Annotated in this window: 11 protein-coding genes and 1 pseudogene; 4 read left to right on the plus strand and 8 right to left on the minus strand. The window is 68.9% G+C overall.

Going from position 1 to position 14,164, the window contains the following annotated elements:
* Positions 1–45: 45 nt before the first annotated feature.
* From OOK41_RS25305 to OOK41_RS25320, 4 genes are all read right to left on the minus strand, one after another.
* Positions 46–981: a BadF/BadG/BcrA/BcrD ATPase family protein gene (locus OOK41_RS25305; RefSeq protein ID WP_266266962.1), complete on the minus strand. Its 936-nt coding sequence runs from the start codon at positions 979–981 to the stop codon at positions 46–48.
* On the minus strand, positions 978–1,874 hold the full coding sequence (locus OOK41_RS25310) for a carbohydrate ABC transporter permease (RefSeq protein WP_117671994.1): 897 nt from the start codon (positions 1,872–1,874) through the stop codon (positions 978–980). The genes OOK41_RS25305 and OOK41_RS25310 overlap by 4 nt, the downstream gene beginning before the upstream one ends.
* Complete coding sequence (locus tag OOK41_RS25315) at positions 1,875–2,699, minus strand: carbohydrate ABC transporter permease (RefSeq protein WP_243640072.1); 825 nt, start codon at positions 2,697–2,699, stop codon at positions 1,875–1,877.
* A 104-nt stretch (positions 2,700–2,803) separates the two neighbouring features.
* Positions 2,804–4,075, minus strand: a complete 1,272-nt coding sequence (locus OOK41_RS25320) for an ABC transporter substrate-binding protein (protein WP_266266963.1) — start codon at positions 4,073–4,075, stop codon at positions 2,804–2,806.
* A gap of 126 nt (positions 4,076–4,201) precedes the next feature.
* On the opposite strand from OOK41_RS25320, the gene OOK41_RS25325 reads away from it, so the two are divergent.
* Positions 4,202–5,008 carry a GntR family transcriptional regulator gene (locus tag OOK41_RS25325; RefSeq protein ID WP_117671990.1) on the plus strand — a complete coding sequence of 269 codons (807 nt, stop codon included), beginning with the start codon at positions 4,202–4,204 and terminating at the stop codon, positions 5,006–5,008.
* Positions 5,009–5,028: 20 nt separating this feature from the next.
* Here the strand turns inward: OOK41_RS25325 and OOK41_RS25330 are convergent, their stop codons facing one another.
* Complete coding sequence (locus OOK41_RS25330) at positions 5,029–8,268, minus strand: beta-N-acetylglucosaminidase domain-containing protein (protein ID WP_266266964.1); 3,240 nt, start codon at positions 8,266–8,268, stop codon at positions 5,029–5,031.
* Positions 8,269–9,036: 768 nt separating this feature from the next.
* Here OOK41_RS25330 and OOK41_RS25335 point away from each other — a divergent pair.
* Positions 9,037–9,639, plus strand: a complete 603-nt coding sequence (locus OOK41_RS25335; RefSeq protein ID WP_266266965.1) for a hypothetical protein — start codon at positions 9,037–9,039, stop codon at positions 9,637–9,639.
* A 181-nt stretch (positions 9,640–9,820) separates the two neighbouring features.
* On the opposite strand, the gene OOK41_RS25340 is transcribed toward OOK41_RS25335, so the two are convergent.
* From OOK41_RS25340 to OOK41_RS25350, 3 genes are all read right to left on the minus strand, one after another.
* Positions 9,821–10,162 carry a DUF6069 family protein gene (locus OOK41_RS25340; protein WP_266266966.1) on the minus strand — a complete coding sequence of 114 codons (342 nt, stop codon included), beginning with the start codon at positions 10,160–10,162 and terminating at the stop codon, positions 9,821–9,823.
* Between the two features lie 313 nt (positions 10,163–10,475).
* Positions 10,476–11,474, minus strand: a complete 999-nt coding sequence (locus tag OOK41_RS25345) for an RNA polymerase subunit sigma-70 (protein ID WP_266266967.1) — start codon at positions 11,472–11,474, stop codon at positions 10,476–10,478.
* Positions 11,475–11,932: 458 nt separating this feature from the next.
* Positions 11,933–12,484 (minus strand): hypothetical protein, encoded by a 552-nt coding sequence (locus OOK41_RS25350; RefSeq protein WP_266266968.1) that lies wholly within the window; start codon positions 12,482–12,484, stop codon positions 11,933–11,935.
* Positions 12,485–12,842: 358 nt separating this feature from the next.
* On the opposite strand from OOK41_RS25350, the pseudogene OOK41_RS31980 reads away from it, so the two are divergent.
* Positions 12,843–13,115: pseudogene (locus OOK41_RS31980) on the plus strand (transcriptional regulator); the annotation flags it as partial.
* Positions 13,112–13,693, plus strand: coding sequence for an HD family hydrolase (locus tag OOK41_RS25360; protein ID WP_266266970.1), 582 nt, complete (start codon positions 13,112–13,114; stop codon positions 13,691–13,693). The pseudogene OOK41_RS31980 and the gene OOK41_RS25360, both read left to right, overlap by 4 nt.
* Positions 13,694–14,164 lie beyond the last annotated feature (471 nt).

Genomic DNA, 14,164 nt, shown 5'->3' on the forward strand with positions numbered 1-14,164 from the left:
GTTCTCCGGGCACGACCGCGAAACGGGCCGTCCCGTGTCCGACCCTCACGCGTCTCCACCCGGGTTCTGGTCCGCCAGCAGGCGGGCGTAGGGACCGGCGCCGCGCAGTAGCGTGGGGCCGCCCTCAAGCGGCTCGGCCCTGGGGCTGACCAGCGGCAGCCCCCTGGCGTCGAGTTCTGCGGACAGTGCCCGGTGGAGAACGTTCCCCGGGGCCAGCAGCCGTCCGCTGTACGACACCTGGCGTTCCGCCCCGCTGAGGCGGAGTCGGGCGGTCGCCGCCTCCACCGCGTCAGCGAGATCAGTCGCGGCCGTGGCGCAGATGCGGTTCGCCACCGGGTCGGCCTGGGCGGCCTCGTCGAGAACATCGAGGGCGAAGGCCGCCGTGCGGGGGATCATGGCGGGGTCCCGGTAGTACCGCTGGAGCGCCGCCAGGTCGCCACCCCCGAGCGCCGCGACGAGGCGGTCGACCAGCGTGGTCCTCGGCCCGACCCGGTCGTACGACGCGGTCGCGGCGCGCATCCCGGCCAGCCCGATGGCGAACGCGCTGCCGCGGTCCCCGAGATGTGGACCCCACCCGTCGAGCCGGGCGTAGTTTCCGTCGGCGGCCACCGCCAGGACTGTCGTCCCGGTTCCCACGCACAGGACCACGCCGGCACCGCCGAGGGCGCCTGCGTGGGCGAGGACGCTGTCCTCCACGACCGCGGCGGGACCGCCGAGGAGCCTCGTGATGGCGAAGGCGAGGCGTCGACGCTCGGCGTGCTCCCCCGGTAGGCCGGTCAGCCCGGCGAGCACCCCTGCCACCTGGCCGGGGAGGGTGAGGGTGTCCGCAGCGCCGCGGATGGAGTCCAGGATCCGGGCGACACTGTCCTCGCCGGGCCGGTAGACGAAGCCGGGCCCGACCCCGAGCTGGCGACCCTCTGGAGTGCTCAGCAGCATCCTGAGCTGTGATTTCCCGCCGTCGATGGTGATCGTAGCTGTCATCGGGACATCCCGGCGGTCAGGCCGGCGACGATCTGCTTGGTCGCCAGTGCGAACACCACGGCCAGCGGGACCAGAGCGATCACGAGCCCGGCGAACAGGGTGCCGCGATCGGCGGCGAACTCACCGAAGAACCGGGTCAGCCCGACGGGGATCGTGTACTTGTCGCCGCTGCGCATCAGAACCAGCGGATAGAAGAAGTCGTTCCAGGTCGGCGCGAACTGGAAGACGGTGACCACCGCGAGCGCCGGACGCATCAGCGGCAGCACGATCGACACGAACAGGCGTCCCTCGTGTGCTCCGTCGATCCTCGCGGCCTCCTCCAGTTCCCCGGGGAACCCCCGCATGAAGCCCATGATCACGAAGACGGAGAACGGGACGCCGCTCGCCGCGTAGAGCAGCACCAGCCCGATCCGGCTGTCGATCAGGCCCATCGACTGGAACATGTAGAACACCGGCAGCAGGCCGAGCTTCGCGGGAATCATCAGACCCGACAGGAAGAACGCCGCCAGCAGCGCGCGTCCCCGGAATCTCCACCTGGCCAGGGCGTAGGCGGCCAGCGCCGACACGCCGACACACAGCACCACCGAAGCGCCCGTCACCGCCAGGGAGTTGATCAGGTACGTCGAGATCGACGCGGTCTCCCAGGCGCGGATGTAGTTGCTCATGTCAAGCGAACCGGGCAACCCGACCGGAGCGCGAAGGATCTCCGAGTTGGAACGGAACGAACCGATCAGCACCAGCAGCAGCGGGCCGAAGGCGATGCCGGCGTACGCCCACAGAATGACCTGGACACCGATGCCGCGGGGGAGCGAACGCTGGCGGGCACCGTCCGGTCCCGAGGACCGGCTGGCGGTTCCCGGCGTCGTACGGGGGGTGGTCGTCAGGGCGTTCATCTAGGCGACCTCCCGGCGGCGCAGCGCCCGTTCCAGGGCGACGGAGATCCCGAAGATGAGCACGAAGATCAGCATGGCCAACGCCGAGGACTCTCCGATCGCGTTGCTGCCGCCCTGGAAGGCGGTCCGGTAGTAGAGCAGGCCCAGCACGTCCATGGCGCCTCCGGGTCCGCCGTCGGATCCGCCCAGCGCGTAGACGAGGTCGAAGATGTTGAAGCACCCGATGAACGTCAACACGGTGATCACCCCGACAGCCGGAATCAGAAGGGGGAACCGGACGCTCCAGAAGGTCCGGGCGGCTGACGCGCCGTCGATGGCGGCCGCCTCCTCCAACTCGCGGGGGACACCGGCCAGGGCGGCGCCGAAGATGAGCAGCGGCCCCCCGATCCACTGCCAGGCGTTGACCAGGATCAGTACCGGCAGCGCGACGTCCGGCTCACCGAGCCACGGGCGGGCCCATGAGTCCAGGCCGACAGCTCTGAGCACGTGGTTGATCGGGCCGAAGGTGGGGCTCAGCAGGAGCGACCAGATATAGCCGACGATCAGCGGGCTGATCAGGTAGGGAAGCGAGAAGAGGGTCTGGAACAACCGCTTTCCCCACGGGTTTCGATGGAGGAGTACGGCCAGGCCCAGCCCGATGGTGTTCTGGATCGCCATGGTGCCGACGAAGAAGAGCACGTTGTGCCCCAGCGCGGCGGTTATCTCCTCGCTCAACGGATAGCGGGTGAGGATCTCCCGGTAGTTGCCGAACCCGACGAAGCCCGCCTGGCGGGTGCCCTCCCAGCGGAACAGCCCGTAGTAGAAGGCGGTGACCAGGGGTACCACGACGAAGAGGCCGTAGAGAGCGAACGCCGGTAGGCAGAATGCCGTGATCCACCCCGGTGAGGTCCGTCCTGCCTGGCGGCGTCGCCGCCGGGCAGGACGGACAGTCAGTTCTTGGGCCGGAACCACTGATCGACCCCTCGCTGGATGTGTCCGGCCGCGCCAGCGGCGTCACGTCGCCCGAGCAGATAGTCGGAGAAGGCCGCCGAGGCGAGGTCCCAGCCCGTGGGTGACCCACCGGAGAAGTACGCGTAGGTGACGTACGGGCTCGGGTTCTCCTGGTACGCCCGCAGAGCCTGGGCCAGGAGGTTGTCCTGGGGCTGGACATTGGGTACGGCGGAGATCTGACGCAGTTCGTTGGAGTACGCCCGGCCGAACTCCTCCGACGCCATCCACCGCACCAGGCCCAGCGCGGCCTCCCGCTTGGGGGACTTCGCCGAGACCCCGAACGAACCGTCGACGTAGCCAGGAACGAGCGTCTTGTCGACCGCCGCGCCGGGCGCGGGCGGCACGTTGAAGATGCCCATCTTCAGGTCGGGGTTGGCCTTCTCGAACACGCCGAGCTCCCAGATCCCGCCGGGGAACATCGCGGCGCGGCCGGAGGTGAAGAGTGCCTGTGCGTCGGCGTAGCTCACCCCGGACGACTGCGGTGGCCAGTACTTGTTGGTGCCCTTCCAGGTCTCGAGCGACTTCACCCAGGGGCCGTCGGTGAACTTCGCCCCGCCGGTGAGCATCTTGTTGAGGTAGTCGGTACCGCCGTACGTCGTGGCCCCGAAGATCTCGTGCTGGATCGGCAGCATCCAGGTGTCGGTGACCGTGCTCGCCAGCGGGATGACGTTGGCGCCCTTGAGCTTCTCGAACGCCGCGATCATGTCCGCCCAGGTGGTGGGGGCCGTGATGCCGTGATCGGCGAATAGCTTCTCGTTGTAGATCACGTGCAGGGTCTGGAGTGCGAACGGCACCCCGTAGACCTTTCCGTCGTTCTCGCCCCGGGCACCGTCGAGGACCGGTTTCGGAAAGTCGGCCAACTCCTTGACCTGATCGTCGAGGGGCACCAGACCGCTGGCGGCGACCAGCGGCTGAAGGAGGCCATAGGAACGGAGCTGTGCCACGTCGGGGCCGTTGGCGTCGGTGAGCCCTGTCTTGAGAATTGTGTCGTATTCGGTGTTCTTGTAGGGGACGTACTCCACGGTGACACCGGGGTGAGCGTCCTCATAGCTCTGGAAGATCTTGTTGTAGGCCGCGACATCCTCCTGCCGCCATCCCCAGACCTTCAGGTTGACGGCGTCGCCGCCGCTGTCGCCGCTGTCTGGTGCGCACCCGGCGAGGGTGACGGCGAGCATCGCCGCCGCTCCCAACACACCGTACTTCCTGGGCATCCACATCTCCGATCGTTGTTGTCGCCACCCCACCCGACCGGCGGAGAGCTCGACTGTAATACTGGTATAGACCAACGGTCAACGGGTAGGCCGACCGCACCCGAAGTGGGCGCGGTTGCCCGTACGATGGCGTCAATCGCGCAGGAAGGAGACGAACTCGTGCCAAGGACGCGACACGAGCCGAGCGACGGAGCGCTTGAGTCGCTACTGGCGGAGCAGAACCGCGGCAAGGGCAAGCACATCGTCGACGTGCTCACCGCCTTGGTCCTGGACTCACGAGATGGTGCGCTGCTCCCCTCCGAGCGGGTCCTCGCCGAGCGGTTCGGAGTGGCTCGGATGACCGTCCGGGGCGCCATCGACGCGCTGGAGACGAAGGGAATGGTCCGGCGGGTCCCTGGACGCGGCACCTTCGTGCAGCATCCGACCCTGACCCATTCGGAGATATTCCGCTCCTTCAGCGAGGACATGCGAATGCGCGGCATGACGCCGGGCGCCAAGAGCTACCGCGGTCGTACCCGCCCGGCCACCCGCACCGTCGCCGCCAACCTCGACATCGCTCCGGGCGAGCCGACCCACTACATCGAGCGGATCCGTACCGCGGACGGAATCCCGATGGCATTGGAGCGGACCAATCTCGCCGCAGCGCGGTTCCCCACCCTGCTCGACGTGTTGGGGCGCGACGACTCGCTCTACGACCTCCTGGGTCGCGCCTTCGGTGTGCGACTCGAATCGGCACGGCAGGTCGTCACCATCGCGCGGCTGACCGCCACCGAGGCGAAACGACTCGAAGTCGCCGAGGACAGCCCGGCGTTCCTGATAGAGCGCATTTCCGTCGACAACATGGGCAAGGTCGTGGAGTTCGGGCGGTCGCTATACCGCGGGGACCGCTACGCCATCCAGATGCGCGTCAGCCCCCCGCCGCAGGGCGGCTGACGCGCATCCGGAGGGTCTGGCTACCCGTTTCCGGCGAAGTAGTGCTCCTGGATCTCGGCCGCCGTCAGCGCGCGGTCATAGATCGCCGCCTCGTCGAGGTCGCCCTGCAGCCGCTGGGACGTGTCGTCGCCCCGGCCACCGAGCTTGACGCTCGCCGTGCCGCTGCCCGGGGCCACCGTCGTCGCGACACTGTTGTCCGCGAGGCCGTCGAGGTACACGGTCAGCCGCGATCCGTCGAACACGGCAGCGACATGGTGCCACTTGTTCGGCGTCAGCCGGGTGCGGCCGGACACGACGCCATACCCCTTCCCCGGAGCGCCGAGCGACCACGCCTCCAGGACACCGTTGCTCGCCCTCAGCGCGTACCCGTTGACGGCCGGCCCGGTGTAGCTCTCGATGATCGCCTGTCCGGGCGTCGGAACGAGCGTGTCGAGCTTGACCCACGCTTCCAACGTGAACGGGCCGGTCAGGTTCGTACGCGGGGCGCGCGGCACGTCGACGTAGCCGGTCGAGAGGTCGGCCGCGCCGTCGCCGGCAAGCACACCCTCGGCACCCGGCGAAGCGCCGAGGTAGGTTCCGTTCTGCCCGCTGGTGGAACTGTCGACGGCTGTCCTGGAATCGGCGGCGTCGCCCAGCCTCCAGTAGCCGGACGGGTTGGCCCGGGTCACGAAATCCGGATAGCTGCCCTCCCCCACGATGATCGGCAGCGGCAGGCTCACCGGTGCCGCGGCGTCGTCGTGGAACGTCACCGTCACCTGGTGCTGGCCCCGGGCCGCGTCGGCCGGGACGGTAACGGCAACCGGCACGCTCGTGACGATGGTCCGACCATCCGGTCGCACGCGGAGATCCTGCGTCGCCGGGGTGACGGTCCAGCCGTCCGGGCCGCTGGCGACGACACGTCCCCGCACCCGGTCCTCGGCGAACACCTCGAGAGCGACCTGGAACCGTTTGGTCGTCCCGGGTGCGATGAGCGCGCCCGACGGTTCGACCGAGACTCGACCGCGCAGCACGTCGGAGTAGTGCGGGACGATCTCGTAGACGCGCGGCGCGACGCTACCGGGAGTCCACCGGATCCGTACCGCGCTGGCCGCGACGTCCTTGGCCCGCACCTTGGTGAATCCGTCGGCGAGCTGTCCGAGGTCCACCCAGGTGCCGTCGACGAGCGCCTGGATCATGCCGTCCGCGGGCGCGGTCGCGTCCTGCACCACGGTCACCGCCGACAGCCGGTGCGGCTTGGTGATCGGGACCGTGATCGCGTCACCGGCCTGTGGTTCGCCGGCGGCCACGTAGGCCGTGTCGTCGCGCCGGTCGGTCAGATTGCCCAACCCGGAACCCGGTGCGGCGGCCGGCGCACCGGAGGGGGCCCCGAGGTCCCCGTACCAGTGGTCACCGATGTAGGCGTCACTCTCGGACGCCGCGAAGCTCAGGAGATCGTCGACCGGACCGGGACTGATCTGGTGCCAGGTGCGGTCGAGGACGAGGCGGGCGCTCGACTGGTCCCGTCGGGCCAGCCAGGCGGCTTCGCTGGAGCCCTTGTCCTGGGCCCGGAGAATTCGCAGGGCCGCCCGGCCCGCCTGGCCGGTCACGCCGACGCGGTCCAGCCAGGGCCCGATCTGCTTGAGCAGAACCGGGTTGTCGAGCTTTGCCCGTAGCGAGGCGGGAAGCTCCTCAAGGCGGCGCAGCTCACGGTCGACCTGGTCGAGCTGGGCGTTCACGGGTCGGCCGGCCCGGTAGTCAGCGATGAGAGACTTGATGAGCGCCGCGAACTCCGGCCGGGCGGTGGCGTCCAGGACGCTGGCCCGGTTGTTCTCGGCGAAGAGCCTCAGCTCCTCGTACGCGTCGCCGCCGAGAATCCGCAGGGTGTGTGTCCATGAGCGTTCCGCGTCGTAGGCCCCCGGGTTCCAGGCGTAGTCGGCCTGGGTGCCGAGGGCGATCTGCGAGGCGTCCTGGAAACCGACGAGTTCGTTGAACGAGATGCCGATCGTCTTGTCCGCCATGCCGGCGGCGCGGTTCTTCAGCGGGCCCAGCAGCAGCCGGTTGGTGGCGTAGTCGTTGACCGGGTAGTTGTCCCAGATCATGATCCGGTGCCGCGACCACACGTCCTGGGCGGCCTGGAGGTCCGCTTCGGTAATATTCGGCGAGACCACCGCCGGCCCGGTCCAGTAGAGGTCGACCTCGGTGCTCAGCAACTCGTCGAAGCGGTCCGTGTACGGGGTCTTCGTCATGCCCCAGTACTCCGTCGGCACGGTCACCATGCGGCTGGCGCCGGGATGCTTCTCGATGAACTCCTTCTGCACGAAGTTGGTGACCTCGGACTGGGCTACCGCGAGCGGTGACCGGTCGCCACGGTAGGCGTCCCGGTCCTCCTGGCAGGCGAAGTCGCCCGACACGTCGTCCCAGGCGATGACGTAGCTTCGGACACCGATCTCCCACATCTGCTCGAAGCGCGCCAGCAGCTTGGCCCGATCGGTTTCGCGCACGTGACAGATCCCCCTACTGGGCGCCATCGGCGCCTCCGGCGAGATCCGGTACACGAAGTCGACATGACGCGACCTCGCCAGGTCGACGATCTCCCTCATCAGGGCCAGTTCCGCCGCGTCGTACAACGAGTCCCAGTTGGAACCGGTGCGCAGGTCGTTCGCCGGTCCGTAGAAGAACTGGTTCATCTTGTGCCGCGCCAGGAACTCGACCTGCGAGCGCCGGTCGTCCTGCGACCAGACCTGTCCGTAGAAGGACTCCATACCGCCACGGACCTGGTACCCCGGCCAGTCGCGGATCTGCACGCCGCCGACGGACACCCGGGAGCCCTTGGGTACGAGCAGTTGGCGGAGCGACTGGACCGCGTAGAAGGTGCCGGCGCCATCCACACCGGAAAGGACGATCCGCGACCGGCCGCGCTCGTCGCGGCCAGCCGCCAACACGTACCCCTGGCCGGGCAGCGACTCCGGACCCGCGACATCGAGGGCGCGCAGCGCATCGGTGCTCGCCGGCGTCTCGCGCGGTCCGCCCAGGATGATCATCGGTGCGCGTGCCGCCAGGTCACTGTGCCGCACGAGCCGGGCGGTGACGCCGTGCGCGGAGAGCAACTCCACGAGTGCCGTCTGTGCCGCCGGGTCGGCGGCCTCGCCCACGACGACATCGATGTTGTCGGGTAGCACCACGGCTCCCGGCCGCGAGTCGATCTGCTGCGGCACCGGGAGGATCCGAGCCGCGGGGCCGGGAGCCTGCCGCTCGGCGCTGGCGGGCAGGGGGGCCAGCACGCCCACGGCAAGCGTGACCGATGCGGCGAATGTGACAGCGCGGCGACAGCCGCGGGATGAGCGTGAAAGGAACACGCGACCTCCACTTGTTGGTCCAGGTCGGTAGCTGTTGCCGGTGCGCGCCGGCTCGGAGCGCGATGGTGTGGCATGCGGGGGCTGACCGGCACAAGCTCCGCCGGTCCGTCGGGTCGACAGGGAGCCGATCGGGCCGTCGGGGCCGGAGCCCGGGTCGGGGTCTGAGGATTGGTCTATGCCAGTAACGAGAATCCATGCTGCTCCTGGCTACGTCAAGACCTCACCGGCCAGGTACGGGCCGTCGAGGCCACACCTCGAACCCGACAGGCATCCCGATCGTCACCCGATTTCCGCTGATCACAGGCATCGCCCAGGGCCAGCCGCCGGGTCGCCCATACTGGTCTAGCCCTGATGCCAGCTACCGGGGTGGAGCACCCTGACCCGCAGGCGCCCTGCCGCCGGGCTGGACGTCCCGTCCGCACCGCTCGACGGCGGTGACGTCCGGTAGTCGGCGGCGCGCAGCAGCACCCCCACGACGGCCAGGCCCCCGCCGACCGAGGTCACCCACCACTTGAGGCATCTGCGAGCGAACCCGAAACCGATCTATGTGACACTCTGCGAGTGACGTTGCCTCCGCCGCCGAGCATGCCCGACCAACCGGGTGCGACTCCACCAAACCCCGGGGCGGCACCGCCGCAGCCGCCAGCACCACCACCGACGCCGGCGAAGAGCAACACGCCTCTCATCATCGGTGTGGTCGCCGCAGCGCTGGCACTGTGCCTGCTCGGAGTCTGCGGGGCCGCAGTGGTCGGGGTGTCCATCTTCAAGTCCAGGAGCGGCCCGCAGGGCCAGTCCGCGGCCAGATCCTCGCCCTGGCCGATAGCGACGACTGGGGCACTTCCGCAGGTTGAGCCGACGGACTCGCCGCCCCAGGTTGCCCCCACGACCGAGGCGGCTCCACCACCGCCGCCGGCGAAGATCGGGCAGTGCGTCGTAGTCAGCGAGGCTGGCAGCTTTCAGGGCATCGGCAACTGCAACGGCACCCGTGGCACCTACCGGGTGGTCTCGATGGACTACTCCCAAGGCGAATGCGCTGACCCTGATTCCGCCTACATCACCGAAGCCGGCTATCGGCTGTGTCTGGAACTTCACCTGGTGCGCTACTACTGTTACAAGTTCCCGAAGGGCAGTGGCTGGGTCGTCGGTGCGACGAAATGCAAGGCCAAGGGCACCGTCCACATCATTGACATAGTCCCCGGCGCCTCCAACGGCAACAGGTGTACGCGGGACCGCAAATGGAATCGCTGGTACCGGTTCACGAACCCGACTGTCGTCTACTGCGTCATGAAGTACTGAGCCTTTTCCAACCTCCCCCGAACGCTCCCTGCCCCGCCGGCTACGGCGTGGCAGCCCTCCTCAGGCGTAGGTACGCGGTGCGCCCCGGCCGAAGCGGATGGCGTTCGGTCTTCATCCCGCACGGTGCCCTGTGCTTCTTCGCGCACGCCCTTGCGCCGCGCGTTGTCCCGTTGCGGGATCGTCAATCGGTCCGGGTGCGGAGGCTCCGCGCCAGGGTGGGGATCATCACCGTGGCAGGGACGAGGTGTAGCCCGAGGAGGGCGGCGGTGGTGGCGGTGTTTGCCCCGGAGAGGAGGGGCGGGACCAACGAGATCGCGGTCAGCGACACTGCCGCCCACCCGAATCGTGCGGCAGGGCGAGCGCTCCAACGAAGAAGAGCGACGGCAATGACGATGCCCACGACCGAGAAGAAGCCGGTCACCACGGCGAACCCGGACAACGGGATCGTCTCGCCACCGTCGGGGATCTCGAAGTCGACGCCAACGGCCTGGGCAAGCGCGGCGGCGAGGGTGGTGGCCACCATCGCTGCGAGCGTGGCGATGAAGCCGGTGCCGGCGAGCCTGCGGAGTCGGTGGGTGTGGCTGGTCCGGCCCGATGCCGGGCCTGCGACGACCCCGGTGTCATTCGTGCTGTTCATGTCGTTCCTCCGTCATTCGGTAACTGGCGTACGGGGGTGTGCCAGAACCCGGCGTCGCGTCCGAGGACCGGCCCGGGCTCGCCGTCGCGCTACTCCAGCTGCACCCGCCCGCGGGTGACGACGCCGAACGCGTCGCACCGCTGGGCCGCGGCCACCGCGACACCCGCGCCACCGCGCAGCGCGAGCGTCCACACCAGGACTACTCCGTGCCGTCGGCCGGCAGTCGCTCCGGCAGCCCGAGCCGCGGGAACTGGTCGTCGTGGAAGATGACGATCTCGGTGATCGCGCCGCCGGTGACGCGCAGGACGTCGATCGTCAGCGGCAGGTACGCGCCCTCCCGCTTCCGCCACAGGTAGAAGGCGACGGCCGGCTGCCGGTTCACCGAGGTGGGGACCGCGCGCAGGCCCTTCATGCCATCGAATCCATCCTCGACCCAGCTGTTCACCACCGCGTCGCGGCCGACGTCCAGGCCTGGCGCGGGCGGCATCGAGCAGCGGACGTCGTCCCGCAGCATTGCGGCGAGCGCGTCGATGTCCGTGGCCACGCTGGCGTCGGTGAAGCGGCGCACCAGCTCGCGCGTCCCGGCGTCCTCCTCACCGCCGGTCCAGTCCTGCCGCTCGGCGGGCAGGTGCTCCCGCATGCCGGCGCGGGCCCGCTGCAGTGCGCTGTTCACGGAGTTGACGGAGTCCCCGAGGAGCTCCGCGACGTCCTTCGCCGGCCAGCCGAGCACGTCCCGCAGGATCAGCACGGCCCGCGGGCGCGGCGCGAGGTGCTGGACTGCGACCAGGTACGCCAGCTCGATCGTCTCCCGCGCGACGGCGACGGTCTCCGGCTCGTCCGCGTCGCCCGCGGGCAGCTCGTCGAGCAGCCGGTCCGGGTAGGGCTGCAGCCACAGCACCTCGCCGCCGGTCGCAGGCTCCGGGCGGCACTTGGCGAGCAGGTCCAGGCAGGCGTTGGTGGCGATCCGGTACAGCCAGGCCCGGAACGTCGACCGCCCCTCGAAGGTCTCCCGCCGCCGCCAGGCACGCAGGAACGTCTCCTGCACGGTGTCCTCGGCGTCCTCGAACGACCCGAGCATCCGGTAGCAGTGCACGTGCAGCTCCCGCCGGTGCCGCTCCGCCAGCCCCGAGAACGCCGGCTCGTCGACCTCGCCCAGGCCGCTCACGCCCAGCCTCTCCAGCCGCGTGTCCGCGCTCATCACGTCATCCTTCCGCCTCGTCGTGTCCCGTCGTAGGTGTGACGGGTGCGGGCGCGACAACTCATCACTAGGGTGGGTTGGCACTGCTGACCCGGTGACAGTGGCCTCTCCGGTGTGAATGAATGCCGGACCTATGCCCTGACCTGGCCAAATGCGTTCTGACCTGCGCAGGAGCCCTGACGAACGTAGGCAGAAATAGGCGCGTTCAACATGCCATTTCAAGATCATGACTCACGGGTGACTCACTGTGAGGGTTTGCACCGTCGGCACCGTACCGATCGGCGGTGGCGGCGGGTGTCGGGCAGGCGACAAACGGCCGCCGGCTTGGCAGCAGCGAGCACGAGCCGGTGGTCGTGGAGCCCGGCCCGGACGACGAGTAGCCCTGGACACACTGCGGCCCCGATCTCCCTGGTGGAGGTCGGGGCCGCATCGTGCTTTCCGGGCGAGCGGACGGGAGTTCAGCACCGCACCACGTAGCTGGAGTGGTAGATCCAGATCGCCGTGCCGAGGGGGAGTTGCTCCCGATGCCAGTACCGGATCATGGCGGTCGGGAAGACTCCCCCCTGAGTGGGGACCTGGCGTTGCCCGACGTACCGCTCGGTGTACACCTGAAACGGTGACGATATGTCGGAGCTGCTGGTGCAGTGGATGGTGCCGGAGGCGCTGGTCGTCGTGAGCGTCGTGCTGGAGACCAGGCTGACGCCGTTGCACTTGGCCACCAGGCTGCTCTGGTAGTACGGCTTGGAACTGGTCCCCGCCTGCACCATCCAGTACCGGTAGGCGAAGCCTTCGTTGTTTCGGATTCCGATGAGGGTGTAGGTCGTGGCGATCGATGGGTCGGCGGGGTTCGGCTCGAAGAACCCGCTGGAGGTGCAGAAGGGACGAGCCAGCGCGCTGGGCCCGGCGGACGCGGGGGCCGCCACCACCGTGGGGGCGGCCAGGCCTAGGACCAGCCCGAGGATCAGAAGCAGGGCTGGACGACGGCGGGGACGGGAGGCGAACGGGGACATGGACACCTCCATGACGGGGTCGCCGGCCCGGCTTCGACGCGTGCCGGGATCGCTACCAAGAGCGTAGGGTTCTTTCGTGTCGGCGGGCCCCGTTGACCGTGATCCGACAGCCGCCCGGGGCCGGTTGACCGGTCCCCGAGTGGGTCATCAGCAGAGGCCGCCAGCCTGGCTCGCCTGGCGATCACGCCCGCGAGGTGAGCCGCATCGATCGCATCTGACCCACCCGGCGGCGCCGGCCGCATCCTGCCGCGATCCGGTCGGCGACTTCCGACAACTCGGCCCGTACGTCGTCGCGGGCCTCCTCCAGCGCCTCCTCGACGCCGGTGAGGATGATCGGCACCTCGTTGACCTCGGTCAGGATTGGCGCGGCACCCGTCTTCTGCGGCACCTGGTCGAACGCCTCGACGCCAACCACCCGTTCATCGACCTCAACATCCACAACCTGTGGGCACTGCTCACCGCCCGGCGCGGACTCGTCCACGACCACTTCGCCACCGGGCAAGCCCTCGCCGATTGCGCCGTCGCCATCCTCGACAGCGACCGGATCTCCGCGCAGTCCCGCCAGGAACTAACCTCTATCGTCTACAGCCTGCGGACAGAGGGCATCACCGGCACAGGGACGGGCAGATGAGCGACGACCAGCACGCCGCCGCGATGAGGTTCATCTTCGAAGCCGGCGTCCTCAAACGCGCCGCTCGCACCGGCTGGTGGTTCGCCGGAGTCAAGCACCCCGAAACCATCGCCGAACACTCCCACCGCACGGCCCTGATCGGCATGATCCTCGCCGCCATGGAAGGAGCCGACCCCGCCCGGGTCACCATGCTCTGCGTCCTGCACGACACCCAGGAAACCCGCACCACCGACCTGCCCCACATCGCCAAGCGCTACCTCACCGCCGCACCCAACACCACTATCACCGCAGACCAGGTCGCCGACTGCCCACCCGCCGTCACCGACACCATCACCGCCGCCGTCACCGAGTACGAAGCCGGCGAAACCCTCGAAGCCATCGTCGCCCGCGACGCCGACAAACTCGAATGCCTCGTCCAGGCCGTCGAATACCGCCACCAGGGCATCGACAACGTCCAACGCTGGATCGACAGCAGCCGCGCCGCGCTCAAGACCAACTCCGCACACCACCTCGCCGACGCGGCATTGACCGGCCAACCCCTCGCCTGGCTCACACCGACGCCGAAACCGGCGAGCTGACCCTCGTTTTTAGGTTCTGGGCGCTCCGTCCGGCAACGTCTGTCCGCGTACGCGACCTCGGGCGAAGGCTCACGCTCGGCCGCCGGCGGCTGTCCTCGTCCCGGCTGGTTGCTGCCACCGTTGCTGTCGACAGCAACAGGGTCAACGTCGCTAGTGATGGTGCGCGGTCGACGCATCCTGCCCTAAGGGAACCGGTTCAAGTTGCACGATGAGTGATGGCTATCGACGGGTGTGAACTACGGGCGTGATCGTTTGGCCCCTCGACCCACCCATGTTGCCCCTCGTTGACCGCTCTATCGGGCACGCGACCGGCACGCACCTAAGGTCCGGGTGGTTCCTCATAGCGGTGAAGCCATCGCATGAGAACGCGTTCGATGCGTCCCCGTTGCCGCATCCACCGGACCAACAGGGCGATAGCGAGCGACAAGGTTAGGCCCGCCCACATGGGTGCACCCGCTTTCCAGGCAAGCC

The sequence above is a fragment of the Micromonospora sp. NBC_01655 genome (genome assembly GCF_026339755.1).
In the GTDB taxonomy this organism is placed as follows: Bacteria; Actinomycetota; Actinomycetes; order Mycobacteriales; family Micromonosporaceae; genus Micromonospora.

What these genes read in the sequence shown, in the direction of transcription:
- OOK41_RS25305 (WP_266266962.1), bottom strand. Translation starts at nt 981, where the DNA reads ATGACAGCTACGATCACCATCGACGGCGGGAAATCACAGCTCAGGATG.
- OOK41_RS25310 (WP_117671994.1), bottom strand. Translation starts at nt 1,874, where the DNA reads ATGAACGCCCTGACGACCACCCCCCGTACGACGCCGGGAACCGCCAGC.
- OOK41_RS25320 (WP_266266963.1), bottom strand. Translation starts at nt 4,075, where the DNA reads ATGCCCAGGAAGTACGGTGTGTTGGGAGCGGCGGCGATGCTCGCCGTC.
- OOK41_RS25325 (WP_117671990.1), top strand. Translation starts at nt 4,202, where the DNA reads ATGGCGTCAATCGCGCAGGAAGGAGACGAACTCGTGCCAAGGACGCGA.
- OOK41_RS25340 (WP_266266966.1), bottom strand. Translation starts at nt 10,162, where the DNA reads ATGGTGGCCACCACCCTCGCCGCCGCGCTTGCCCAGGCCGTTGGCGTC.
- OOK41_RS25345 (WP_266266967.1), bottom strand. Translation starts at nt 11,474, where the DNA reads ATGAGCGCGGACACGCGGCTGGAGAGGCTGGGCGTGAGCGGCCTGGGC.
- OOK41_RS25350 (WP_266266968.1), bottom strand. Translation starts at nt 12,484, where the DNA reads ATGTCCCCGTTCGCCTCCCGTCCCCGCCGTCGTCCAGCCCTGCTTCTG.
- OOK41_RS25360 (WP_266266970.1), top strand. Translation starts at nt 13,112, where the DNA reads ATGAGCGACGACCAGCACGCCGCCGCGATGAGGTTCATCTTCGAAGCC.